The sequence below is a fragment of the Paenibacillus sp. FSL R10-2199 genome (genome assembly GCF_038000235.1).
GTDB lineage: Bacteria > Bacillota > Bacilli > Paenibacillales > Paenibacillaceae > Paenibacillus_AQ > Paenibacillus_AQ phytohabitans.
In genome coordinates this window covers 291,908-315,448 of the sequence record NZ_JBBOBO010000002.1, presented here as the reverse complement: position 1 = coordinate 315,448, position 23,541 = coordinate 291,908, and the positions used below count along the sequence as shown (strand labels likewise).

Annotated in this window: 22 protein-coding genes; 12 read left to right on the top strand and 10 right to left on the bottom strand. The window is 51.9% G+C overall.

The features are described 5' to 3' along the window. The first annotated feature begins 68 nt into the window (after positions 1 to 68). The 9 genes from NYE33_RS29505 (at position 69) to NYE33_RS29465 (ending at position 10,125) form a co-directional block, all read left to right on the top strand. The gene (locus NYE33_RS29505) at positions 69 to 998 is read left to right on the top strand and encodes an ABC transporter permease (RefSeq protein WP_336099989.1); all 930 of its coding nucleotides are present in this window, start codon (positions 69 to 71) and stop codon (positions 996 to 998) included. A gap of 13 nt (positions 999 to 1,011) precedes the next feature. Next, positions 1,012 to 1,890, top strand: coding sequence for a carbohydrate ABC transporter permease (locus NYE33_RS29500; RefSeq protein WP_039308538.1), 879 nt, complete (start codon positions 1,012 to 1,014; stop codon positions 1,888 to 1,890). A 62-nt stretch (positions 1,891 to 1,952) separates the two neighbouring features. Next, complete coding sequence (locus NYE33_RS29495; RefSeq protein WP_341068923.1) at positions 1,953 to 3,674, top strand: extracellular solute-binding protein; 1,722 nt, start codon at positions 1,953 to 1,955, stop codon at positions 3,672 to 3,674. 184 nt (positions 3,675 to 3,858) lie between these two features. After that, entirely contained in the window at positions 3,859 to 4,137 is a 279-nt protein-coding gene (locus tag NYE33_RS29490; RefSeq protein WP_076242736.1) for a hypothetical protein, read from the top strand. A 71-nt stretch (positions 4,138 to 4,208) separates the two neighbouring features. Next, a complete protein-coding gene (locus tag NYE33_RS29485; protein ID WP_340947209.1) occupies positions 4,209 to 4,643 on the top strand; it encodes a hypothetical protein in 435 nt (144 codons plus the stop codon). 136 nt (positions 4,644 to 4,779) lie between these two features. Further along, positions 4,780 to 5,445 (top strand): hypothetical protein, encoded by a 666-nt coding sequence (locus tag NYE33_RS29480; RefSeq protein WP_340947208.1) that lies wholly within the window; start codon positions 4,780 to 4,782, stop codon positions 5,443 to 5,445. A gap of 672 nt (positions 5,446 to 6,117) precedes the next feature. Then, positions 6,118 to 8,070 carry a serine hydrolase domain-containing protein gene (locus NYE33_RS29475; RefSeq protein WP_341068921.1) on the top strand — a complete coding sequence of 651 codons (1,953 nt, stop codon included), beginning with the start codon at positions 6,118 to 6,120 and terminating at the stop codon, positions 8,068 to 8,070. 22 nt (positions 8,071 to 8,092) lie between these two features. Continuing rightward, positions 8,093 to 8,770 carry a response regulator transcription factor gene (locus NYE33_RS29470; protein WP_340947203.1) on the top strand — a complete coding sequence of 226 codons (678 nt, stop codon included), beginning with the start codon at positions 8,093 to 8,095 and terminating at the stop codon, positions 8,768 to 8,770. Next, complete coding sequence (locus NYE33_RS29465) at positions 8,767 to 10,125, top strand: HAMP domain-containing sensor histidine kinase (RefSeq protein ID WP_042135388.1); 1,359 nt, start codon at positions 8,767 to 8,769, stop codon at positions 10,123 to 10,125. Before NYE33_RS29470 ends, NYE33_RS29465 begins: the two co-directional genes overlap by 4 nt. 969 nt (positions 10,126 to 11,094) lie before the next feature. Here the strand turns inward: NYE33_RS29465 and NYE33_RS29460 are convergent. Genes NYE33_RS29460 through NYE33_RS29435 form a run of 6 tightly spaced genes read right to left on the bottom strand, consistent with a single transcriptional unit; the run spans position 11,095 to position 17,794 of the window. After that, the gene (locus tag NYE33_RS29460; protein WP_042135389.1) at positions 11,095 to 12,225 is read right to left on the bottom strand and encodes a YheC/YheD family endospore coat-associated protein; all 1,131 of its coding nucleotides are present in this window, start codon (positions 12,223 to 12,225) and stop codon (positions 11,095 to 11,097) included. Then, positions 12,207 to 12,725 carry an N-acetyltransferase gene (locus NYE33_RS29455; protein ID WP_336099981.1) on the bottom strand — a complete coding sequence of 173 codons (519 nt, stop codon included), beginning with the start codon at positions 12,723 to 12,725 and terminating at the stop codon, positions 12,207 to 12,209. Before NYE33_RS29455 ends, NYE33_RS29460 begins: the two co-directional genes overlap by 19 nt. Positions 12,726 to 12,750: 25 nt before the next feature. Further along, complete coding sequence (locus tag NYE33_RS29450; RefSeq protein WP_076242743.1) at positions 12,751 to 13,866, bottom strand: YheC/YheD family endospore coat-associated protein; 1,116 nt, start codon at positions 13,864 to 13,866, stop codon at positions 12,751 to 12,753. Further along, complete coding sequence (locus tag NYE33_RS29445; RefSeq protein WP_336099979.1) at positions 13,863 to 15,236, bottom strand: YheC/YheD family endospore coat-associated protein; 1,374 nt, start codon at positions 15,234 to 15,236, stop codon at positions 13,863 to 13,865. Before NYE33_RS29445 ends, NYE33_RS29450 begins: the two co-directional genes overlap by 4 nt. A gap of 13 nt (positions 15,237 to 15,249) precedes the next feature. Further along, positions 15,250 to 16,416 (bottom strand): YheC/YheD family endospore coat-associated protein, encoded by a 1,167-nt coding sequence (locus NYE33_RS29440; protein ID WP_336099978.1) that lies wholly within the window; start codon positions 16,414 to 16,416, stop codon positions 15,250 to 15,252. 10 nt (positions 16,417 to 16,426) lie between these two features. Continuing rightward, positions 16,427 to 17,794: a YheC/YheD family endospore coat-associated protein gene (locus tag NYE33_RS29435; protein ID WP_042135399.1), complete on the bottom strand. Its 1,368-nt coding sequence runs from the start codon at positions 17,792 to 17,794 to the stop codon at positions 16,427 to 16,429. Positions 17,795 to 18,131: 337 nt separating this feature from the next. Between NYE33_RS29435 and NYE33_RS29430 the strand changes: the two genes are divergently transcribed. Continuing rightward, on the top strand, positions 18,132 to 18,476 hold the full coding sequence (locus tag NYE33_RS29430; protein WP_042135401.1) for a YlbF family regulator: 345 nt from the start codon (positions 18,132 to 18,134) through the stop codon (positions 18,474 to 18,476). A gap of 100 nt (positions 18,477 to 18,576) precedes the next feature. Here NYE33_RS29430 and NYE33_RS29425 read toward each other — a convergent pair whose 3' ends face one another. Further along, a complete protein-coding gene (locus NYE33_RS29425; protein ID WP_340947196.1) occupies positions 18,577 to 19,152 on the bottom strand; it encodes a hypothetical protein in 576 nt (191 codons plus the stop codon). Between the two features lie 194 nt (positions 19,153 to 19,346). Between NYE33_RS29425 and NYE33_RS29420 the strand changes: the two genes are divergently transcribed. Together NYE33_RS29420 and NYE33_RS29415 are read left to right on the top strand one after the other, a co-directional pair. Beyond that, positions 19,347 to 19,631, top strand: coding sequence for a hypothetical protein (locus tag NYE33_RS29420; RefSeq protein ID WP_340947194.1), 285 nt, complete (start codon positions 19,347 to 19,349; stop codon positions 19,629 to 19,631). Between the two features lie 340 nt (positions 19,632 to 19,971). Then, on the top strand, positions 19,972 to 21,306 hold the full coding sequence (locus NYE33_RS29415; protein WP_042135406.1) for a DRTGG domain-containing protein: 1,335 nt from the start codon (positions 19,972 to 19,974) through the stop codon (positions 21,304 to 21,306). Between the two features lie 919 nt (positions 21,307 to 22,225). On the opposite strand, the gene NYE33_RS29410 is transcribed toward NYE33_RS29415, so the two are convergent. The 3 genes from NYE33_RS29410 to NYE33_RS29400 all read right to left on the bottom strand — a co-directional run bounded on the left by NYE33_RS29410 (position 22,226) and on the right by NYE33_RS29400 (position 23,516). Next, positions 22,226 to 22,534, bottom strand: coding sequence for a YtpI family protein (locus NYE33_RS29410; protein WP_076242746.1), 309 nt, complete (start codon positions 22,532 to 22,534; stop codon positions 22,226 to 22,228). 93 nt (positions 22,535 to 22,627) lie between these two features. After that, a complete protein-coding gene (locus NYE33_RS29405; RefSeq protein ID WP_042135408.1) occupies positions 22,628 to 23,131 on the bottom strand; it encodes a hypothetical protein in 504 nt (167 codons plus the stop codon). 64 nt (positions 23,132 to 23,195) lie between these two features. Further along, a complete protein-coding gene (locus NYE33_RS29400; protein ID WP_039309559.1) occupies positions 23,196 to 23,516 on the bottom strand; it encodes a YtrH family sporulation protein in 321 nt (106 codons plus the stop codon). Positions 23,517 to 23,541: the final 25 nt, after the last annotated feature.

The window sequence follows — 23,541 nt, the reverse complement described above, 5'->3', positions numbered from 1 at the left end:
TTTTATAATTAACCCATAGGAAGATGAGAAGTCGAACGCAATCGAATGGAGAAGAAAGGATGTAGCTTATGAGCAGTTTGCCCGTCAAACGGAGCGTATCCAAGCGGTTCTGGCAGCAGCGGTATCTGATGTTGCTGACCCTGCCGGCAGTACTATGGATGATCATTTTTAACTATATCCCGATGTATGGTGTGATTATTTCCTTCAAGGAATATACACCTTTTCAGGGGTTTCTCCACAGTCCCTGGACAGGGCTGGCGAATTTCCGGGAATTATTCAATGATCCGACGTTTACAGAATCACTGGTTAACACGTTCAAGATCAGTATTGCCAAGCTGGTATTTGGTTTCCCGGCACCGATCCTCCTGTCGATCCTGCTGAATGAGGTAGTATTCAAAAGATTCAAGCGGATTGTTCAATCGCTGACGTATTTGCCGTATTTCGTATCCTGGGTGCTGGTAGTCGGCTTAATGTACACCCTGCTGGACCCGGAGACTGGTGTAATCAGCAAAATGCTGGTCAGCACCGGGATAATTGGAAGCGATACCATGATGATGGGCAGTCCCCATACGTTCCTGACCCTGGTTGTGTTTACGGAGATCTGGAAAAATATCGGCTGGAACTCCATTATCTATCTGGCAGCCATTGCCGGTATTGATCCCCAGCTGTATGAAGCGGCCATTGTGGATGGTGCGGGCCGGTTCCGGCGGATCTGGCATATTACATTGCCTTCCCTGAAGCCAACGATCATTATCCTGCTGATCCTTTCGGTGGGCGGGCTCATTAATTCGAACTTTGATCAGATGTACCTGATGCAGAATTCGATGACCCAGGATGCAGCCAATGTGCTGTCAGTGTATTCGTACAAAACGGGCCTCGTTACAGGCAGATTCTCCTACGGGACTGCGATTGGCCTGTTCCAATCCATCGTTGCTTTTGTGCTGATGTACATTGCCAATTATTCTTCACGCAAAATCACTAAAGAGAGCTTGTTCTAGGAGGCGGGACATCATGTTAACGTATTCGAAAAGGTGGCCGGAACGAGCCTTTGACATCCTGAATGTGCTGGTGCTGCTGGCGCTCTGTATTATGACCCTGTATCCGTTCTATAATATCGTAATTACTTCTCTGAACGATCCGACGGATGCCGCCCGTGGAGGGATCGCCTTCTGGCCGCGCGTGTTCTCCATGGAGAATTACAAAGTCGTGTTTCAGGATGAACGTATGGGGCACGCCTTTTTCATCACCATCGCCCGGACTCTTGCCGGAACAGCAACTGCGGTATTGTTTACAGCAGCCTTTGCTTATGGCGTATCCAAGACCGAGCTGATGGGGCGTAGAATTTTCCTCATGATGGCTATTGTCACCATGTATTTCAGCGGCGGTATTATTCCTTATTACCTTGTTGTAGCCAAATACCTGCATCTAAAAGGGAGCTTCCTGGTCTACATTATCCCTAATCTGTTCAATGTGTTTAATGCCATCATTATGCTGACCTTCTTCAGGGGACTGCCCAAGGAAATTGAGGAATCGGCCAAAATTGACGGTGCCAACGATTTGCGGATTTTCTGGCAGCTGGTCCTGCCGGTCTCCAAGCCCGTGCTGGCGACGATTGCACTTTACAATGCGGTGTTCCACTGGAATGCCTGGTATGATGCCATGTTATTCGGTAATGATAACCTGCTGACACTCCAGCAGATTCTGATGCAAATTATCAGCTCGAACAGCAATGTCAGCCTGATGGCCAGCAATCTGGGGCTGGGTTCAGTCTCTGCGCAATCGCTTAAGCTGGCTACGATGGTCATTACCACACTGCCGATTGTCTTTACCTACCCGTTCGTACAGAAATATTTCGTGCAGGGCGTGATGATCGGTTCGGTCAAAGGTTAATAACGGCTTTAACGGCTCCGGCCGTTTAAGTATATAGATTTCATTTTATGGGAGGTCAATGTATGAGAAAGAAAGGCGCACAAGGAATGGCCGCTGCTTTACTCGCCGTCACTCTGCTGGCAGGCTGCAGTTCTAATAATACCGGCACTAATGCAAATGGAGCGGCTGAGGGCAATGCGCCGGCTACTCCGGCAGCGAATGCATCGGCAGAACCTGCTAATGCAGGAACAGACACCGTAAGCACGGAATCATGGAAGCAAGACACCTCACCTTTTAAATTCACCCAATATTTCTACGGGAACTGGGCATCTGCATATCTGTGGAAGGATCAGTATGCGATGAAGCTGGCTACAGAAAAAACAGGTGTGACGATAGACCGCAAGCTGGCAACAGGGAACGATGACGATTATCTGAACACCATGATTGCTTCCGGGGATCTGCCGGATACCATCATGCTGGACTGGAACAATCCTGCGGTAAGCAAGCTGATCAATAATGGTATGGTCTACTCCATGGATGAGCTGATGGACAAATATGCACCGGAGCTGAAGTCCATGCTCGACCCGGATATGGTGAAATATCATTCGGTCAACGGAAAGCTCTGGTACTTGCCGAACCTGTTTGAAACCGCTGACAGACTGACCAGCGGGGTGCCGATTACGCCGATTCGTCCATGGTTCTTCCGCGACGATATTTACAAGGCTATTGGCAGTCCGGAGCTTAAGACGACAGATGATCTGATGAACGCCCTCAAGCTGGCAAAGGAGAAATTCCCTGAGATCAGTCCGGTCGGTGTGGAGAACTTCGATGTAGCCAAAAACAGCTTCGGCGGCAGCTTGTCAATGAACTTCCTGATCAGCTCCTTCTCGCCGAATCTGCTGGAGGAACGGATCAAGGATGATCAGCAGATCGTAGAATACCCGATGCGGAACAAAGGCTTCATCGATTCCTTCCGTTACATGAACCAGCTGTACCGCAATGGACTATTCGATTCACAGCTGCTGATCTATAAGCAGGAGCAGTATGAAGAGAAGCTGTATGGGGCGCAATATGCCGCAGCTTCGCAGTACATGTCCAATATGTACACCCAATACAATCCGAAAATTGAAAGTACGCTGGGTGCCGATCATAAATACACCATTATCGGCGGACTTCAGGCGAATGGCCAAGACCCAAGATATGCCGCTTCCCGTCTGATGGGCTGGCAGGGCTTCTTCATCACCAAGAATGCAAAGAATCCGGAACGGATTATCCGCTTTGCTGAATATGCCTGGTCGGATGAAGGACAGCTTGATGCACGCTACGGTACTGAAGGCGAGACTTATGACATGGTTGACGGCCTGCCGAAATTCAAGCAGGAAATTATGGACTTGAAGCTTAAGGACAACAACGCTTATAACGCCCAGTACGGCTTCGATGATTCGACACTCCTGATGCGGGCAGGTAAACTTTGGGACGATGCGTCCGCCCGTGACTTCCAGGAGCAGCAGCCGGAGCAATTCGCCGGAGCGAAGCTGCTGGAGAAATACAACTTCGACAGCTACTCCCTGGGCATGGACAATCTGGAGCCGGACGGCTCTTCACCTGAAGGTGTGATCAACGGCAAAGTGAAGGATCTCTGGAACAAAACCATTCCGAAGCTGATCCTGTCCGAAACCGACGCTGATTTCGACAACGCCTACAACGATTTCATCAGCCAAATGGACAAAGTCGGTGCAGAGAAGGCCGAGAAAGTGATGTATCAGCGCCACCTGGAGGATATGCAGAAGAAGGGCGTTCAATAAAGGATAGTGGGTTAGAGGGATTCGAGGGGGACCGTGTTTATCACGGTTCCTTTTTTGTTGTTCTGTTGATCTACACTAATCATGAGGAGAATCCGATAATCCGGTGTAAAGGGAATATATTCAATAGATTCCTGATATTATATCTGGCCGATGAGGAATAGTGACCAAGTCAAAGGAGCGTAATATGATTATCAGTTTGATTTTCGTTGCTTTAAGCGGATTAATGGGAGTAGGGATGTACTTTCTAGTCATCGGCATAGTTTTTTCTGCTGGCGGAGGCGGTTTATTTTGGGCAGCAACCGACTATACTCAACTGTCGTTTTATATTGTTCTATTGTTAGTGTGCCTGGTAATCTGCTTTTTCTTCGCAAAACACTTATTAGAGAAGAACCTGCATCTTTTGCTTCTGATCTGTTTTAGCACGACAGTGCTCTTTTTCTTCCTTGCGCCTTGGCTTACATAATTAGAAATTCCAGATATACATTCAAAGAATAATCATTTTGCCTAATACATGTTAAGCAAGGGAGATAAACAATGGAGAAATCCATAAAGACAGTATTCCAAGTCATTCTATATATGTTAGCAGCAATTGCAATACATTTGATCTTAATCTATTTTCTCGGGATAAGAATTGAGGGAGGAGGGGGCACAGAGTTAATCATTTTACTGAGTACAACGTATGTTCTTCCCCTCGCCATGTGCTTTCTCAACGGTTTATTGTTTAGTAGGGCGAAGAGAGTCAGGGACCGGATCACCTGGTTCTTATTTACAGTTATCCCAAGCAGCTTACTTCTGTTTCTTTTAGTGGAAATGCAAAGTGCTGGAGGCAGTGAAGATGCGTTGGTATTTATTACAATGCCGAAGTATTCGGCTGAAATGATCTATCTGCTTCCAATAGTTATTATAATCATCCAATTAATTATGACGGTATACTATCTTATTAATGTAAGGGTATGGAATAGGAATTAATGTAATCACTATCGAATGAAATGATTGCCGCACCTGTTGTGCTGGCTTATAATTAACTCAGACGAAGAACGTCCCAAGCTGCTGCTGGCAGAGGGGCGTTCTTTTTTGCGTAAATGAGAGAGGGAGGTAACTGATTATGGAGTTTGAAAATGCACATCAGCTGCTAATGGAGCAGCATTTATCGGTCAGAACAGGGGAGCGCAGAGGCCGGTTGGCACGGGGGCATCAATATGCCGAGAAGCTATTCCTGCAAAATGTCTGGTGGCCGCTGTTCGGCAATCTGGATCATCTGCATCCTGAATATGAGGTGTATGACTGGAACCGCAAGTCGCAATTTCTTGATTTTGCTTTTCTTCCGCCGTACGGGAAATTCGGTTTGGAATGCGATGGGTATCAGAGCCATGTGAAGGATATGGACCGGGAGAGGTTCAGCTATTCGCTTAACCGGGATACTTTTTTGAATGGACTGGGCTGGAGGATTATCCATTTCTCCTTCGATGATGTGCAGAACCGCCCGGAGATCTGCCGCATGCTGCTGCAAATGGTCATCGCCCCTTCATTGATCCGGGTTCCGTCCGGGCAATCCCTCTCCCCGCAGGATAAGGAAATCGTTAAACTGGCTTGGAGCCTGGACAAGGGACTACGTCCCAAAGACGTGATGCTGCAATACAATCTGAACTTTCGGACGGCGCGTAAGCAGCTGCAGGAGCTGGTGCGTAAAGGGCTGCTCCGTCCGGTGATGCAGAATTCATACATTTGTTATTATGAGCCGGTGGAGGGAGTACCTGATATGTTCGTGTAGCTGTTTGTGTAGTTGTTTCTGTAGCTGTTTATGTAAGAGCTGATGTAAGAGCTGATGAATTGTCCGGGAAAATATGCTCTGAGCTTTCAAGCAAGGTTTGTAAGTTAGGCAAACTGCTTAGAATGTGCTGTTGTCTCAGAGCTCCGGCCTGTAGCAGCGAATGGGATTCTTAAGTTGGCGTCTGTATATAGGGAAATGTTGTATGAAATACAACTCGGTTACATGCATACCCGGCTATTTTGGAGGATTGTTGTACGAAATACAACAATTATTCCAATAATCGGCCTGGAGGAGGATAATTGCTGCATTTTATACAACATTTTTCAATTTTTACCCTTTTAAGGAGGGGAATGTTGTATTTAGTGCAGGATTTTGAGTAATAGTGACCATACTTCTCTCCATTCGCACCATCCGCACCATTCGCACCATGAGGATGCATGCGGACCCAGGCAGGATTACTCTATAGACATTAAGAAGTTTATCGACCTGTTCGCCCACGGATTTGCGCAGATGAACCTGCTCATAGATTCGTGTAATGAACCTGCTCATGGACAGCTTATAGTCTTGTTAACGTTCTATTCACAATACTCTGTTAGTCTCTATAAGTGTCAGGCGGATGATTATCCGGCCTACAATATGTAAGATGATGCGGAGGATAATATGGTAATAACTATGCAAAAAAGGCTGGCCGCTGGTCTGACGATATTAGCTGTAATCGGGTTAAGCGTGAGCCTTATATTTCCCGGGAAACATGCCATGGCCGAGACGGCTCAAACTCAGCCAGCGGTACCTCAGACTGAAGCATCTGCCGCCAATCTGAAGGATATCGCGGGTCTGACTGCTTTCGTTGACGGAATCATGGAAGAGGATATGAACCGGCTGCAAATTCCGGGAGCGGTGATCTCCATCGTCAAGGACGGCAAGATCATTTTGGGCAAAGGGTATGGCAGCTCCAATCTGGAGCAAGCGGCTCCGGTTGACCCTGCAACCAGCATGTTCCGTATCGCTTCTACGACCAAGCTGTTCACCTGGACTGCTGTAATGCAGCTCGTTGAACAAGGTAAGATTGATCTGGATACCGATATTAACACCTACCTGAAATCCGTGAAGATTCCTGCTACTTATCCTGAACCCATCACCATGCGCCATTTGATGACCCACACAGCAGGATTTGAAGAGGGCGGAGTCGGTTATCAGATCGTCACTGATCCTGCCGGATTGCCCGGTTCCATCTCGGAGACACTCCATAAACATATGCTGGCCCGGATCAGACCGCCCGGTGAGATGAGTGCCTATTCTAACTATGGAGCCACGCTTGCAGGTATGATCGTGGAGGACGTCAGCGGTATTCTTTATAATGATTATATTCAGAAGTATATCTTCGATCCGCTGGATATGAAACATTCGACGGTCGTGGAGCCATTGCCGGAGTCATTCGTCCCTTACCAGGTGGTAGGGTATAATAGCGAGAACGGCAGCTTTATTCCAGGCACGCCTACTTTCGAGGGCGGATTTCGTCCTGCCGGCTCGGGCACCGTATCTGCAGTAGACATGGCACATTTCATGATCGCGCATCTGCAGAACGGGAAATATGGCAAAGGGCAGATTCTGAAGCCTGAGACTGCTGCATTCATGCATTCAACGGCCTTCCAGCTCGATAAGCGCCTGCCGGGAGTAGCTCTCGGATTCGCAGAGAAGCGGGTGAACGGGGTAACATTAATCTCTCATGGCGGCTCCGATCCCATGTTTAATACGGAATTGTATCTCGCACCTGCCAAGCAACTGGGGATTTTCTTATCCTACAATGGCGGTCAAGGCAGTGAATCGGCAGCAAATCTGGTCCAGGCCTTTTTCAACCGGTATTATCCCGCTCCCGAAGTGAAGCAACCGGAGTTCTCCGCTTCCGCGGAATCCGTACAGAAATATGCCGGCTCCTATCAATTTACACGCCGCAACATAAGTGATATTGACAAGTTCTTTAACTTTTTTGCCCAGCTGAATGTTACGATTGCGGACAATAAGCTATCCTTGGGAAGCGGCAGTGAACAACAGCTGTACAGAGCCATCGGTCTTAACCTGTTTCAGCTTGAAGGAGGGACCGATCAGATCGGCTTCCTTACGGATGAGTCCGGCAAAGTTACACATATGCTCCTGGACATGGCTCCGGAGATGCCGCTGGAGCGTACGCCACTTTTGGATCAGAGTAAGTTTTGGCTTATCCTTCTTGGTGCCGCAGGATTCATTTTCATCACCGCTTTGCCCGGACCCCTCTTCTTCAGACGCAGGTTCAAGGCGATGACGCTCGCAGAAAAGCGGGCCATCCGATTATCTGCGGGAACTGCAGGCTGGGCGCTGTTATCTTTTATTACTCTGTTTATGGTTATTATGTCCATGGACATTATGCAGAAGCTCAGCGGTATCAGTCCTTTGCTGTCTGTCAGCTTGGTTATGCCAATCATTATGGCGGGCTTGACCTTAGCAATGTTGGTCTCGGCTATATTGGTTTGGAAAAATAAGTACTGGACCGCCTTTAAGCGGGTGCATTACACGTTAGTGACGCTTTCGGCTGTCGTACTGATGATCTTCTTCTACTATTGGAATCTGCTCGGCTGGCAGTTTGGATAACGCTTAAGAGAGAAGGATGATCGTGGCTACTATACTTATCGCGGATGATGATGACAATATCCGGAAGCTGATGTCTCTATATCTGCGCAAAGAAGGGTTCGACCTCGAAGAAGCCGGGGACGGCACCAAGGCCTTGTCCATCATAGAGGACTCACAGATCGATCTTGTCATTCTGGATATTATGATGCCGGGACTGAATGGCTGGGAGCTGTGCAGGGAAATCAGGCGTTCGGATGCCAACCTCCCCCTCCTCATGGTGACGGCCAAAGCGGAATCTGCCCACAAAGTGAAAGGATTTCAGCTCGGAACGGATGATTACCTGACCAAGCCGTTTGATCCGGTGGAACTGGTGATGCGGGTAAAAGCGCTGCTCAAACGCGCACTGGTAGTTACTTCCCAGTCCGTGCAGCTCGGCAATGTGGTGCTCAACCGCCGGACCTTTCAGGTTACACGCAGTGGGGCACCGGTCACGCTTCCCTTGAAGGAATTTGATCTTCTGTTTCTCCTGGTCAGCCATCCCGGGCAGATCTTCACCAGAGAACAACTGATTCAGCAAGTCTGGGGACTCCATTATGAAGGGGACGGGAGGACTGTAGATGTGCATATCAGCCGGCTGAGGGAGAAGTTCAGCGGCAATGGCGAGGGTTTTCAAATCGAAACTGCCCGCGGTCTGGGATACCGGCTGATCCCTGAGCCATGATCAAGACACTGTATGTTCGGGTCATTCTCACGTTCCTCAGCATCATCATCTTCAGCCTGATCTGTTCCTTTTTCATCGGCTTGTATGTTTTTCAGCAGCAAATAAGCTATAAGGGACAGAGCGAAATGCTCGCAGTGGGCCAGGAGATCATTCACCGCTATGATGACGCCAAGCCTACAGATACGGACGAGTTCCTGAATAGTATGGTTAAAATATCGGCACATCCCATTAACCTGTACGATCCATCCGGAGAACATACTTTTTACGGGCTCATAGATAGCCCTGCTGTACCCATCACCTCAGAAGCTGTCCGGCAAGTGCTGCAGGGGAAGGTCTATCGTTCCTCCAAGGAAGATAAGGATACGTTCATCGGAATGCCCTTTATGCTCAAGGGGGAGTGGCATGCAATGTTCCTGCAGTACTCTGCAGGGAACGAGGCTATCGTCAACCGGATGGTACTCTTTGTGCTGCTGCTGGTGCTTGTGCTGGGAAGTGTATGTATCGTTGTTGCTGCCAGATATCTGGTGGAGCCGATCAAGGCTTTGACGAATGCTACCAAAAGACTGGCCAAAGGTGACTTCGAGGTGGATCTTAAAAGGAACCGAGTGGACGAGATCGGGGAGTTGACACAAAGCTATGTGGAGATGGCCGGAGAATTGAAGCAGCTGGAGCAGATGAGGCAGGACTTCGTATCGAATGTTTCGCATGAAATTCAGACACCGCTTACGTCTATTTCCGGCTTTGCCAAGGCGCTGCAGAACAATGATCTGATTGCAGAGGAGGAACGCAAGGACTATCTGGATATCATCATTGCGGAGAGTGGGCGTCTGTCGAGGCTAAGTGATAATTTGCTGAAGCTTGCTTCCCTGGATTCCGAGCATCATCCCTTCATAACAGGCTCCTTCCGGCTTGACGAGCAGATTAGAACCATCGTTGTAACCTGTGAGCCGCAATGGTCAGCCCGAAGCATCGTTATTGATCTGGAGCTGCCGGAAGCTGTCCATATCATTGGGGATGAAGATCAGCTGAAGCAGGTATGGATGAATCTGCTCAGCAACAGCATTAAGTTCACGCCTGAAGGCGGAAAGATCCGCATCTCTTTAGACAGCAGTGCAGCAGAAGTATCCGTCACCATCAGCGATAATGGCATCGGGATTTCCCCGGAAGAGGCTGGCGCCATCTTTCAAAGATTCTATAAAGCTGACAAGTCGCGCAGCGGAAACAACAACGGGAACGGTCTGGGGCTTGCAATTGTCAAAAAAATCGTCTCTCTGCATCAGGGGAACATTGAGGTGGAGGGAGCACCTGGAGGAGGGACGACGATGATTGTCAGGTTGCCCGTACGCCAGACATGATGAAGTCCCTAAATTGCCGGTCCGCTGCCTGGTCTTCCTCCGTAACCAAACCGCCCCGCTGATGAGTAAGAATCACGGCTTTTTGCAGGTACATGAAATACAGGTGGGTGGACTTCTGCAGAATGGGCATGGGGATACAACAATCCGGAATAATTGGGAGGTAATAAGACCATACCTCGGGGTATACCGGTTCAGGTCCAAGGCGTAAGCGAAGCGACTGCCCAGGCGGAAAGTAAGGAAACAGACAATGCCTCAACGAGTGCCAGAACAATATGGGTATAGGGAAAGCAGTACTAAAGAAACACCAGGGTCAACGAAAACGACAACTCCGAAAGCCATGCAACTAACGGGACTGACAGATATCACGAGCATAACTGCGAATGCAAATAGCTCAGCAGAAGTTCTTGCAGTTGATAAAGCTTGAATATGAATTTAGAAAATTCTTAACTGTGGTAATTCTGTCGCATTACAATGAACAAATGTCCCTCCGGTAGCTGCGGAGGGGCATTTGTTCATGTACAGGAAATTAAGCAAGAAGAAATATTGTGAAAAAGACGGTGAAGAGACGGCTAAAGAAATTTAGAAGAGTATTGTTTAGAGCCTGGGTGTCCGGTGTTCCTGAAATAAATGGATTTTCTCCACTTGCTAGGAATCGGAGGAGTGAAAGTCCAACAGCAGTTGGAAAAACAGTACTTAATTGGCAGTAAATCGGTCAAAGTAAAGGAAGGATGAGAATTTAAATGCCATTTTCCAATTAAACTCCGAAAATAATCCAAAATGATAAAATTAAGATATGTTTTTCCACTTAAATTCTTCAGAGGTTGACCTAACCAACATCAGCTAGCATGAGTAAGCAGCTTGCTTACAAGGAGATCCTTCGCTGGAACAGAGAGCAGCAGCAGGAGCTATCGCATGGCAACCCGATAAGTTTGCCTGGAGGAAAATTTTGTTCGTTGCAGAGCTAATCCTCTATTCCTCAACCGTCTTTGCCGAGCTCGGCGTGTTCTTGTTCTTATACACCCACATCGCGTACTCCAGCGGGCGGATCAGCGCTTTGCGGTAGGTGCTATTGTCGCCGGAGCGGGCGAAGACCTCGCGGGCCGGCTTGGGGTTGACCTCCAGCACGTAGATCTTGCCCTCGCGGTCGATCGCGAGGTCGAGCGCCAGCTCGCAGAGTGCGCCGAAGCTGTCTTCGAGGTACGCGGCGGCTTCGAGCCCCAGCTTCTCTGCGGTCCGCATGGCCTTGTCGGCCCGCTCTTCGTTGCCGAGCCACTGCTTCAGCAGGGCCTCGGCCCGCATCGCATGCCCGCCGCCATGAAGGTTCGAGGTGACGCTGCGGGCAGCGCCTACCCGGCCGGCCATGCCGGTGAATTCCCAGACGCCCTGGCCGTTCTTCTGCACGAGCATCCGGTAATCATGGAACCGTCCGCTGGGCAGACGCAGCGGAATGCCCTGCTGGATGAGGAACCGTCCGCCGAGGCACCACTGGCGCACAATCGACTCCAGGCGGTTCAGCGACACCTTGCGGGGCGCGATGATCTGGCGGCTCTGGCGGCGTCCCTGGATATCGTAGAGGTGCTTGCCTTCCCGCTGCCGTTCAATCCGCAGGATGCCGCGTCCGCCGGTGCCGTTAACCGGCTTGACGTAGACGACCGGACTGATCTTCAGCATCCGGTGGAGATCGGCGGAAGACTGATATAGAAGAGTCTCCGGCATATGCTGCCGAAAACGGCTTTTCTGTGAAAAGGTCTGGTGAACCGTCCACTTATTACGCAGCGGGCGGTTCAGGAAGGTCAGGTGGTCGTACCGCGCGCGGAAGCGCAGCAGCTGCTGGAACCGCTGGCTGCGCTGAATGCGGCAGCGGTCATAGATCATATTGGGGAAGGAGCGCCACCTGCGCGACCATGTTCCGCTTTTAACATCATAGACAAGCGCATGGATCTGTTCCTTGCTTACATGCACATCTGCGGGGGTAAAGACAAAGACATCCAGGCCAATCCGGCTGCCTTCAATAATCATCCTCCGGTACACGCTCTTCTCCTCAAGCTGTTTGGCGTCATTCAGATATAGCGTGAGGATGCCTAAGACGGGCTCTGGCACAGGAGTTCACCTTCTTGTGGGAGAATAGTAGGTCCGGCTGCAGTCCGGGGAGACCGCAGCAGCAGCGTGGGTTTGCCCGTAGGGCCGTTAACCAGGTCTACGGCGGCAAGCCCGCTGTTGAAGCACATTTTCAGGCTGGCCGGGTTATCGCAGGCCACATGGCATTCCAGCTGTCCAAGACGTTCCAGCTGCGCGGTAAGCAGGGCTGTGCCGGTATGCCTCTTGCGGTACAGGGGATGAACGGCTACTACACAGGCCTCCTTGCCGTAGCCGGAGACGAAGCTGACACCTGCGAGCTGACGGCCGTTCTGACCCCGGACAGTGGCAACGAGCAGCGAAACTCCCGGCAAGGCGAGCTGCTCCGGTGTCAGCCGGGCCAGCTGCCTGCAGCCGCGAAGTGTAATCCTCTGCTCCCCATACTCCCTCAGGAACTCAAGCAGTCCGGATAGTCTGGAATTCCACTGCACCGGATTGCTGTCGTAGAGTGAGGATATCTGCATGGTGTCACTTCCTTTACGGGTTTAATTAGGGCTTGGTCTGGCGGGACAGATGCTGGCCATAATGAAAAATGCGTTCCAGCGACAGCTTGCGGATCGCCGGCTCATCGAATTTCATCGGCCGGGAATTGGCCTCGAAGAACCACAGCCCGCCTTCTTCATCGACGCCGAGGTCCATTGACATCTCGCCCAGCATGGTCGCCGAAGCCCGTTCAATCTGCCGGGCAATCAGCAGCGCCGTAGTGGGGACATTCTTCAGGATGGCCGCCGCCTGCTCCGCCCCGAAGGTTCCCTCCAGCATGCTGGAGGGCTCTTCAATGCTGCCGCCGCGCGGCACATGGGTAGTGATGCTGCGGGCTCCGGCCAGCCGTGCGCCAATGCCGGTGACCGACCAGGCGCCCCGGCCGTTCTTCTGCAGCAGCACGCGCAGATCGAAGGGACGCCCGTGGTGCGCAGCAAGCACAATGGCCTGCTGCACGATATAGCGGGATACTCCTTTTTCCCTGACGATTCTGGCCCACAGGCGTTCGAGGGACGCGGCTTTGTAGGTTGTATTCTTCTTGCCGCTCTGGATCTGCAGCCGGTAAGGCAGCATAGCATCCATCCGGTATCTCAGCCGCATAATCCCTTTGCCGGCTTTGCCGTTCTCCGGTTTGAGGTAGAGACTGTCGTGATTCTTCAGCATGGCCGTCAGGGTAGCTGCACTGCGCAGGCGGCGGGTCTTGGGCACATGCTTTGAGGTTGCTTTGGATTCCTTGAGCCACTCGAAGAGATTCCATTTATTGAAAAAGCTCGGATTGTACAGCTGGATCTCAGGATGCTCCAGACACTCCGCTATTTTACGGGCGACCGGTGCTTTCTCCTCTTCAACGCGGTTCGGAATCCGGTTATAAATCACCTGCGGCAGCGGGACAGGAATGGAGTACCAGAGCTTGCCGCTGGCAGAGGGGACGAAGCCGTTCACCATCCGCTCCTCCAGCTTCAGATCGCGGACGGTTACAACATATACCAGATAACCCATTTCTTTGCCGGTGCGGATAATATCGCGGAAGTTATTGCGGTTGCCGCGAAACTGCTTCAGCCGGTCACTGGTCGTCAGGATGGCGATAACAGGCTTGCCGGGGTCTGGGATACGGCTGTTCACAAGTCATCCCTCCTGCGGAATTTGCTGAGATACAGACAATGCTCCAGGATGTGCTCAATGGAAGCTTTGCCCTCAGCGCGCAGGGAGGGGTGGCGGAAGATAGAGCGTCCCGGTTTGGCATTGGCCTCGAACATCCAGATATCCTCATCCTGGTCAATCCCGAGATCAAATCCAATCTCACCGAGCAGATGCCGGTGCTGGATTTCCAGGGATTCAGCCAGCTTGACGGCTGTTGTTTTGGCGCGCTGCAGCACTTCATCCGATCTTGCGCCGAAGACACGGCCCAGTGCCTGCTGCGGTGTAAGCAGGGCGCCGCCGTTCTTCAGGTGGGTGGTGACACTGCCCCGGCCGGCTTTCTTGGCCCCGATGCCGACAACTACCCATTGGTTGCTGCCGTTCTTATGCATATGGAAGCGGAAATCAATCGGGCAGCCGTCAATCTCAATCAGCCGGATACCCTGCTGAACCACATAGTTCTGCAGGCTCTGTCCGTGACGGCCGCGCAGCATGCGCATCAGGCTGTCGAAGCTGGTGAAGCGCAGCAGCACATTCTTGCCGCTCTTACGGTAACGGGCGAAGTACCCCTTCTTGGGCAGGTAGGTCAGGCGGTAGATGCCGTGTCCAAGACTGCCTGCGGAAGGTTTGTAATAGACAAAGTGGTGGCGGTCCAGCATATCGCGCATCTGTTCTGTGCTGGGGTTGCTGTGTGTTTCAGGCACGAAGCGGTTGGCGGCACCGTCATTCTCCAGCAGACGGTATACATCCGATTTATTGAAGAAGCTCCAGTTGAAATAGGGAATCTTCTTGCGTCCGAAACGCTCGCGCAGCTGGTTGATGTATGGGGAAGTCTCTGCTCTGCGGCTGGGCAGACGGTTGTAGACGACATCCGGCAGCGGCACCATTTTACGCTCGAATTTGCCGCTTGCACTCAGGAAATATCCGTTGACCTGCTCCTGCTGCCAGTCGATATCACGCGGCATGAAGGCGAAGATATAGCATTTGTTGCTGCCTTCGCGCAGCAGCTGCTTGATGAAGCCGGTACGGGAGCCGAAAGGCTGTGACGCTGAGGCGGGCCCATCGGAAAGTACCCCGACCAGCGGTCCGAGCTGGACCTCATCATTCTGCAGGTTGCGTAAATAAATGCCGCCTGATTTCGGAATCTTGATTGCGCTCTTCACTCCCGAGGCCAGGAAGAGATGCTTGCCGGCGCGTTTGATCGGCTTGATCATCGCCGGTATGGCATCCTTCCCAAGGCGCAGGCGGATGTTTTTCTTGCCGGATAATTTCAGGCTTTTCATCAGTTCACCCGAGACATAGACCACTCGTTGGGGCTGCTTGGTGAAATGAACATTGCAAAAAGTGAGACCCATTTATGAATCCTCCTTAGGAACCATTGATATCATTCTCCCGTTGAACGGAACTGCCTTTGAAGCAGCTTGTGGTTTGCTGCCAGGGTGCAAGCAGCAGATGACGCGCATAGCGCAGCGGATTCTCAGCGGCGAGCCTAGCAGCCCGGCGGTCGCCCGTCAGCCGGAACACCGTGCGCCCTGGTTTGGAATTAGCTTCAAGCAGATACAGTCTTCCTCCGGCATCGATGCCGAAGTCTAGACCGAGCTCTCCCAGTCTCCCGCAGGATTCTTCCAGCAGGGGAGGCAGGAGTGCGGCGGCTGAGATCAGCTCCTGATACAGGTCCCGGCCTGCTGCGCCGTATTCGGCTAGCAGGAAGGGCAAAGCGGGAACCGCGGTTCCCCCGCCGTGCAGATTCGAGGTAAGAGATCCCCGGCCCCCCAGACGAACGGCCATGCCGGTCAGGGTCCATGCGCCGGTGCCGTTCTTTTGCATAAGCACACGCACATCGAACGGCTGTCCCCCGCTGCCGGTGAGATGCAGATAAGGCTGTATGATATAGCGGTGCTGGCCGATGAAGCGGTGGATCCAGTTCAGGCCTTCGTCCAGCGTACCGAAAACATATTGAAAAGGTTCATTCATCCGGTCTCTTCCCCGCACACTCACTCCGCAGCCTTCGTGTTTGCCGAGGAGTACTGCATGCAGGGTGCGTTTGCCGTGGGAGCCGGTTTTGGGTTTCAGGAACACACCGTATTCCCTTTCGGCCAGCAGGTTGCCGAGCGCCTTCCGTCCGCTGTAGACCAGCGTTTCAGGCAGCAGGGCAGCGGCTGCGCGGCTGCGCCGCAGAATTTCGTATACCCCCCATTTATCCGGCAGTCCGCGTGACCAGGGAAGCGAACGGGATAATACAGCCAAGGCGGCAGCTGCAGATTGCTTCTCCTCCGGAGTCCGGTAGAAGCAGCGGTTATACAGGATGTCAGGCGGAGGCGCCTGGGCAGGCACCCATTGTCCGCCTTGCCAGAGATATCCGCTGACTGAAGCGCCATCCTTCGCAACACCCTCCGGATGAAAAACAAGGACCTTCAGATCATACAGCGGGGCCGCCCGGCATAGATGACTGCAGAACTCCGGCTCTGCGATGGGAGGATTCCCGTGGCGGCGGTCTGTCATTATGCCAAGGAACCCCATTGCTGTTTCTGTCATGATGTCCTCCTTACAACCCGGCCAGATAGCGGCAGTATAGAATCATTTGTTTGACGGAGGGTCTGATCTTCTGGTCGTTCAGCGGCGTGTTGTCATTCTTGGACGGCTTGGAGTTGACCTCCAGCAGCCAGATTCTGCCGGACTGGTCCAGCGCAAGGTCGATGCCCAGCTCCCCGAAATGCGCGGGGATATAAGTCTCTACGCCTCTGGCGATTGCCAGTGCAGCCCGGGGGAGCTGAACCTGGGAGCTTTCCTTCGCCCCGGGCGGGAGATTGCTTTTGCCGATGGCTTCGCGGACCGTACTGAGCGTCCCGCCCCGGGCGAGATTAGAGACAAAGTGATTACTTCCGGCGGTCCGGGCCACAATGGAGGTGACGCCCCATTTGCCGGTACCGTTCTTCTGTACGAGTGCCCGGAAGTCCACCGGCCGCCGTCCAAGCTCCATCAGGGGCAATCCCTGCTGAATCTGGTAGCGGGTCGTTTTCATCTTCGGGGCAATGGACCCAAAAAGCTTCGCCAGACTGGGATAGCTCTGCTTGCGTGTCCCCAGCGGTGTTGTTGACAGCAGCCGGTAGCCGCCGCCGTCTTCTTTGGAGATGCGCAGAATGCCTTTGCCAAGGCTGCCGCGTACAGGTTTCAGGAACACACTTGGGTAATTGCTGCACATTCTTTTCAATACGGCGAAGCCGTTCAGGGCATGCGACTCCGGCAAATACCGCTGCAGGGCGGGATCTTGCGCCAGCGCTTCGAATACCTCTGTCTTGTCAAGGAACTTTTCATTGAAGAAATGAGTTCCGTAGCGGGATTTTACATCCGCCAAAAAATGCTGTACGCTAGGTTTGTTCTCTACCTTTCGTGTCGTCAGCCGATTGTTGATCACATCGGCCACAGGAAGACTCAGCTTCCGCCAGCCCTCATCGTATACCCAGCCCTGGATGGTAGTGCTGCGCGTTTCCAGCGCTTCCGGGGTAAAGAAATATACATAGGCGCCCTGTGCATGGCAGGCATTGGTCAGTTCCCGGCAGAACATCGTGATCTGGCCGAACACTCTGTCGGGATGCTCGGGATGGTCCCGGCTCACCAGAACTCCAATCAGCGGCCCCAGCCGCAGATTGCGGCTGCCTGAACTATAGGAAGCGTTAAGCTTGAGGCGCTGCCTTAAGCCCAGCCGCCGCGCCAGCCCTTCGCTTACGCGCAGGCTGTCGGATTTGGGAACCGGAATAACGGTAACCTCCTGCCGGAAAGAGCCGAAGGTAAGCTGGATTGTTCCGTGCGCCGGTATTTTGAGCCTCTTCATGGATTTGTCGCCTAGCATTACAGCGTTTTCCTGCAGGATGCCCGAGTGGACCGTTTGGACCGGGATCTTGAGTTGGGACATCGTGGATCTCCTTCCGGTAGGCAGCATGATGCCGGCAATATGAATCTTAAGGGTTACATATCATTCATCATATGGAGACATCTGACCCTTGGTGATTGACCTATTCTTTAAAAAGCCGTGCCGGACGGATTAAATGTCCGGCAGCGGTGAAACCATTCGGCAGGTGGAGTACAGGTGCAGGCTACAGGTGCAGGCGCACAGACAGAAGTCTGGCCGCTGGAGGGGAAATAACGTGACCGCGAAATTTGGGCGGATGCACAAAGCTTAAGCGAAGTGAGTTTTGTACGAAGTAACTCAGGAAATGTAGCTCACAACAAAACTTTTAGGAGGATTTATAATGAACGTAATTGACAAGGCACATGAACTGGCGAGAGCCATTAAAGACAGCACCGAGGTATCGGATATCACCAGCGCGATGAAAGTGATCGAAGCAGATCCGGAGAGCAAGCTGATGCTCGACAACTTCCGTCAGAGCCAGATCGAGCTGCAGCAGCGGATGATGAGCGGAGAGATGCCTCCGCAGGAGGAAATGGAGAAGATGGAGAAGCTGTTCGAGGTGCTTAACCTGAATCTCGGGATCCGCCGCCTGTTCGACGCAGAGCGCCGCCTTAGTGTAGTCATCGAGGATGTGAACAAAATCATCACCGACAGCCTGTCCCAAATGTACGGCGGACAACAATAAGCGCTATAGGAGGGGAATCCTCCTGATAATAGCAAGAGGGTGATTCCAGGGCCATTTGGCTCCGGAATCACCCTCTTTTTGATGCTAAGGCCGGTTATTTCTAATCCTGTTTGCCTTCAATGGCACAGAGCAGAATCGCGGCAGCTACGCCAATACGTCTGTCGAGCACACCTTTGCGGTCCTCGGAGAAGTCGGCGATGATTTTGGTGACAAAAGGGTTGAAGTTCTGCCGGAAGGCCGGGATGACCATGCTGCCGATCTCCACATTATATTTTTGCGGAATTAGAGTAATGACACGCCGCAGCAGCGCCATGAACACACTGTCCTCTTTAATGAATCCGATCTCGTTATCGCCGGTGTCCAGAATCACCCATTCATCTTTGAAGATGGACTTCAGGCCTTTGCGGCGGAGTGCGCCCAGAGATTCCCCGGTCTCCGAATCATAGACATCATAGGTGGCGCTGAGATCTATCATTTTGCGGGCTTTAATGCGCAGCAGCTCTCTCTCCATGCTCTCGTCCGTGTACAGGGCTATATCCTCTTTCAATTTGAACGCTTTCATTTGCGAAAAGAGCACCAGCTCCTCCGAGCTGTTGTAAATATGCAGCTTCGCCCCCATGACGGAGAATACCTTTTTGCGGATTATGTACTCGGACTGGCCCCAAATGTTATTCAATGTAAATTCCTCCTCTTCGTGGCTCCATCATCTCACACCCCCGGCATTCAGGCTAGACTAAACCCGGAGGCAGCGAAATCAGCGGGATGAAAAATTAGCAACTTGTCTCATAATCCGGACCTGAAGTTCATAGAGTAGAGATATAGATTCAGATTCAGCCTGACAACCCTTTAGAACGAAGGAGCGGTTCGACAATGAAAAAAAGAAACAAATTCAAGCATTCCGTGTATCTGCTGGCGGCTCTGGCGATGCTGCTGTACGCGCTGCCGAAGCTGTCTTTTCAGAATGGCCCCGGCTGGGTGCTGGGCTTCGGTATTATCTGGTGTGCGTTTGCCTTCCTGGTGATTGCCTCGCACCTGCACTTTATCATCGGAGTGGATGAAGAGAAGCAGAAACGCCTGGAGGCGGTCCGCAAGGTTAAGCTGGAGCAATGGCAGGGCCAGTGGAACGAAGAAACCCGGGTGTCCCAGAGATTATAGAATTTGGCCGGGCCTATAGGCAAGGTGCAGCGGCTCGCCCCCTGTTTCGCGAAAGCTGCGGACTGGGGGTTTGCTGTGTTTGCAGTAATGTGGATGTGCGGTTATACAGTGTATTTATGTCTTGTGAAATGATGTGTTATAGCTATATTCAAGGCTGTACTCATGCATGCATTATATGTGTGTGGGCATAAGCGCGGCTGTAACTTAATTGCCTCTGGCATCGCTTGTCATACGGCTGACATATCTCTTGAAAGAAGCATACCCGTTCTGTTGTACTCCGTTGTAACCAGCGTTATAATGGGTACAGAATAGTACAGATCGGGGTATGGGGGTGTAACAGTTGGAAGGTCAAGGCGATAACATTACAAAGCATGAACAACTGCTGCAGCATATTGAAAGCCTGAAGGTGGGAACGAAGATTTCCGTCCGCAAGCTGGCCAAGGAAATGGGCGTCAGTGAAGGTACAGCTTACCGTGCGGTGAAGGAAGCGGAGAACCTGGGAATCGTCATTACCAAGGAGCGGATCGGTACGGTCCGGGTAGAAAAAAAGCCGCGCAATATTTCTGATCAGCTTACGTTTGGAGATGTGGTCGACATTGTCGAGGGACATGTCCTCGGCGGAGCGGAGGGTCTGAACAAACATCTTCATAAATATGTGATCGGCGCGATGAAAGTGGATGCTATGATCCGTTATATCGATGCCGACAGCCTGCTGATCGTGGGTAACCGTGATGATGTGCATTCACTTGCACTGGAGCAGGGGGCAGGGGTGCTCGTAACCGGGGGCTTCGGTACCAGCCGCGAGGTGAAGGCGCTGGCGGATGAACTGGACCTGCCGGTGATTTCATCCCGGCATGATACGTTTACAGTAGCTTCGATGATTAACCGGGCGATTTTTGACCGGCTGATTAAGAAGAAGATTATGCTGGTGGAAGATATTGTGGAGGGCAAGCCGCGCCTGAATACGCTCAAAATCTCCAGCACAGTCGGCGAATTACGCGAATTGTCCCTGGCGAGCGGCGAGCAGCGCTTCCCGGTGACCGATGAGTGGAACCGGGTCATCGGCATCGTGGGCCGCCGCGATGTGGAGGATCTCGCAGAAGGGCAGAGCATCGAGAAGGCCATGATCCGCAGCCCGGTGACCGCCGCACTGCAGACCTCGCTGGCTTCGGCGGCGCAGATTATGATGTGGGAAGGGATCGACTTCCTGCCGATCGTGGACCGCAACCGCAAGCTGGTCGGGTCGCTGACCCGCAGGGAAGTGCTGCAGAGTCTGCGTGATGCCAGCAACCAGCCGCAGCTCGGGGAGACCTTCGATCATCTGATCTGGAACGGTTTTGCCGATGAGCGCGATGAAGAGGGCAAGCTGTTCTTCCACGGCTTCATCACACCGCAGATGGCGACGGATCTGGGGACGATCTCGGAAGGGATATTGTCCACGCTGATGACCCTTTCCGCATTTAAGGCGGCCAAGGACATCACCGGCAATGACTATGTGCTGGATAACATGTCCACCTATTTCATCCGCCCGGTGCAAATCGAGCATTCCATTATCGTCATGCCGAAGCTGCTGGAGATCAGCCGCCGTACCTGCAAGCTGGAGATTGAGATCAGCCATATGGAGACCATTGTGGCCAAGGCCGTCCTGATGCTGCAGTCGATTGACCACGGCTAAACCGCTCAAGTATATACATTCAGCAATAGTGTAGGCATACATGCATTCTTCGCACAGAAAATGAATACAGAACGAATACAGACGAGTCAGAAACTAGTCAGAATCAATATAAACGAATACAGACGAGTCGGAATCGAATAAAACGAATACAGACGAGTCAGAACCGAACATAAACGAATATAGACTAAATAGACCAGACTATCCTGTAATTACCGGAAGAGTACTCTGGTCTATTTGGCATTCGAGACTAATCGGGGTTATTCGGCAAGCCATGGAACAACTGGTTGGATTATGGCTGCGAGGCTAAGAAGCTGAACAGCTGAACAGCTGAATACTATATGAGCGACGGACTGGACATCTGGTTACATGGGACACTAAGTGGGCGAAGGACTGGATATCTGGTTACATGGAGACTGAGTGGGCGACGGGCTGGACATCCGGTTACATGGACACTGAGTGGGCGACAGACTGGACATCTGGTTACATGGACACTGAGTGGGCGACAGACTGGACATCTGGTTACAAGGATACTGAGTGGATAGGTCTCTCTTATGAGCAGCGGGAGGTAAGTGGAAAAAGGGCATCTATTTGTCCTGGACTTCCCGATTTTGGAACAATAAGTGGAAAAAGGACAACTAATCCGCCCGAATCTGCACCAGGGGAGGAAAGCGGACGAAATAAGTGCCTTTTTTCCAACTGCTTCCCTGAAAGGTACGGCTTGGCCAGAAATAAGTGTACAATTTCCACTTCGCATAGATTTTACCGGAGAGCCGGGTGGGGAGATGCAGCGAATTAGCTAGCGATTCAAAGATAAATACCGATTCAAATAGCGATGCAAAGATTCAAATAGCGATTGAACTACCGATTAATAGCCGGATTAAAATTCCCATTCAGATACCGGTTCGGACACCGTAAACACTCAGCTTCCGCTCCCGCTGCGGAGCCGGCTGTAGTACCCGTGGCTGCGCAGCCCCGAGAAGATGTTGAAGATACCCAGCAGCAGAAAAGCTGCTTCAATGACAACATTAAGCGTCGAGCCGCGGAAGATGAACATCGACATTAGTGAGAGCGTTACCAGCATTGCGCCGAGCAGCACGTTCATAATTGATCGCTTAAGCCCTTTGATGAGCGGGTCTACGGCCCTGCGGGAGGAGAAACTATACATCGCGGCGCTGATCATAAAGACAACCAGCAGAACAAACAGCAGATACTTGATGAGCATAATCATGGACAGACAGCTCCTTAGTGGAAGGTGGGAAACAGTGCTTCGGCCTATCTCTACAATTCTATGATTTGCCCACTATTGTACCATGATTAGGACTCAGGTGCGCTTATAAGGACCGATCTCCACCCAGATTTGCAGCACACCCTCCATAACGAGCATAGTGCGGATTTTGACGGTGTATTCCTTCTCGCGTACAATGTAGATTTTGCCGTCCAGCAGCAGGCGTGCCAGCTTCCCGTCGGAATCGATTTCAAACATGCTGCGCCCGCGCATCGGCTCCAGATCGCTGACCAGCTTCCTGAGGATTTCCTTAACAGTTACTGTGTCCAGCACAGCGGTGCCTTCCTTAACTTTGCTGTCCTCGGTGCGGACCTTAATCTCCCGGATTACGGTGGAGGTATTGTTGTATTTTTTGAGCGTGTCAATGTCATCGCGGTACTCCTCGATCTGTATCCGGAGTTCCTGATTGCTTAGCCAGAGCACGTTGTACCCCATATGATAAATGGCGTTATATACCACGGCGCCCACAATCATTCCCAGCACAAAAACGGCAGCAATCTGCGAGAAACGCCGGTAGCGGTGAAACGGCGGCAGGCGCATGGATTCATCCCCCCTTTAAATATATGAATGTATCTGCTCAGCGCTATCCATTATCCTTCCGTTTCTACTTGCCGCACACCCATTTGACTAGCTCACTGCCCATATGAGCGCCCAGAAAGGCGAAGACCAGATAGAGAATCTGCTTGATGGCGGGGGATAGGTTGCCTCCCAGCATGTTGCTCTCAATGACCCGCATCGGGTCGATCGTTCCGCCGACGGCGGCGGCCAGTGCCCAGATTTTGATCCGGTCAGCGATATCCAGCATGGTGTGCGTAGGCGGCTGCAGGGAGACCACGGCTCCGATCCCGCCCAGCAGGGAACCGCCCAATACAATGCCGAAGGCGATGAAGAAGTCGAGGACGGCTTTGCTCAGGAAAATATTCATCATAAGGCTCCTTCCCGGTCCAGGC

Excerpts from the sequence above, each read along its gene's own strand:
- NYE33_RS29480 (WP_340947208.1), top strand. The coding sequence starts at position 4,780 with ATGGAGTTTGAAAATGCACATCAGCTGCTAATGGAGCAGCATTTATCG.
- NYE33_RS29430 (WP_042135401.1), top strand. The coding sequence starts at position 18,132 with ATGAACGTAATTGACAAGGCACATGAACTGGCGAGAGCCATTAAAGAC.
- NYE33_RS29500 (WP_039308538.1), top strand. The coding sequence starts at position 1,012 with ATGTTAACGTATTCGAAAAGGTGGCCGGAACGAGCCTTTGACATCCTG.
- NYE33_RS29405 (WP_042135408.1), bottom strand. The coding sequence starts at position 23,131 with ATGCGCCTGCCGCCGTTTCACCGCTACCGGCGTTTCTCGCAGATTGCT.
- NYE33_RS29440 (WP_336099978.1), bottom strand. The coding sequence starts at position 16,416 with ATGACAGAAACAGCAATGGGGTTCCTTGGCATAATGACAGACCGCCGC.
- NYE33_RS29485 (WP_340947209.1), top strand. The coding sequence starts at position 4,209 with ATGGAGAAATCCATAAAGACAGTATTCCAAGTCATTCTATATATGTTA.
- NYE33_RS29420 (WP_340947194.1), top strand. The coding sequence starts at position 19,347 with ATGAAAAAAAGAAACAAATTCAAGCATTCCGTGTATCTGCTGGCGGCT.
- NYE33_RS29435 (WP_042135399.1), bottom strand. The coding sequence starts at position 17,794 with ATGTCCCAACTCAAGATCCCGGTCCAAACGGTCCACTCGGGCATCCTG.
- NYE33_RS29490 (WP_076242736.1), top strand. The coding sequence starts at position 3,859 with ATGATTATCAGTTTGATTTTCGTTGCTTTAAGCGGATTAATGGGAGTA.
- NYE33_RS29410 (WP_076242746.1), bottom strand. The coding sequence starts at position 22,534 with ATGATTATGCTCATCAAGTATCTGCTGTTTGTTCTGCTGGTTGTCTTT.
- NYE33_RS29455 (WP_336099981.1), bottom strand. The coding sequence starts at position 12,725 with ATGCAGATATCCTCACTCTACGACAGCAATCCGGTGCAGTGGAATTCC.
- NYE33_RS29475 (WP_341068921.1), top strand. The coding sequence starts at position 6,118 with ATGCAAAAAAGGCTGGCCGCTGGTCTGACGATATTAGCTGTAATCGGG.
- NYE33_RS29400 (WP_039309559.1), bottom strand. The coding sequence starts at position 23,516 with ATGAATATTTTCCTGAGCAAAGCCGTCCTCGACTTCTTCATCGCCTTC.
- NYE33_RS29495 (WP_341068923.1), top strand. The coding sequence starts at position 1,953 with ATGAGAAAGAAAGGCGCACAAGGAATGGCCGCTGCTTTACTCGCCGTC.
- NYE33_RS29465 (WP_042135388.1), top strand. The coding sequence starts at position 8,767 with ATGATCAAGACACTGTATGTTCGGGTCATTCTCACGTTCCTCAGCATC.
- NYE33_RS29445 (WP_336099979.1), bottom strand. The coding sequence starts at position 15,236 with ATGGGTCTCACTTTTTGCAATGTTCATTTCACCAAGCAGCCCCAACGA.
- NYE33_RS29505 (WP_336099989.1), top strand. The coding sequence starts at position 69 with ATGAGCAGTTTGCCCGTCAAACGGAGCGTATCCAAGCGGTTCTGGCAG.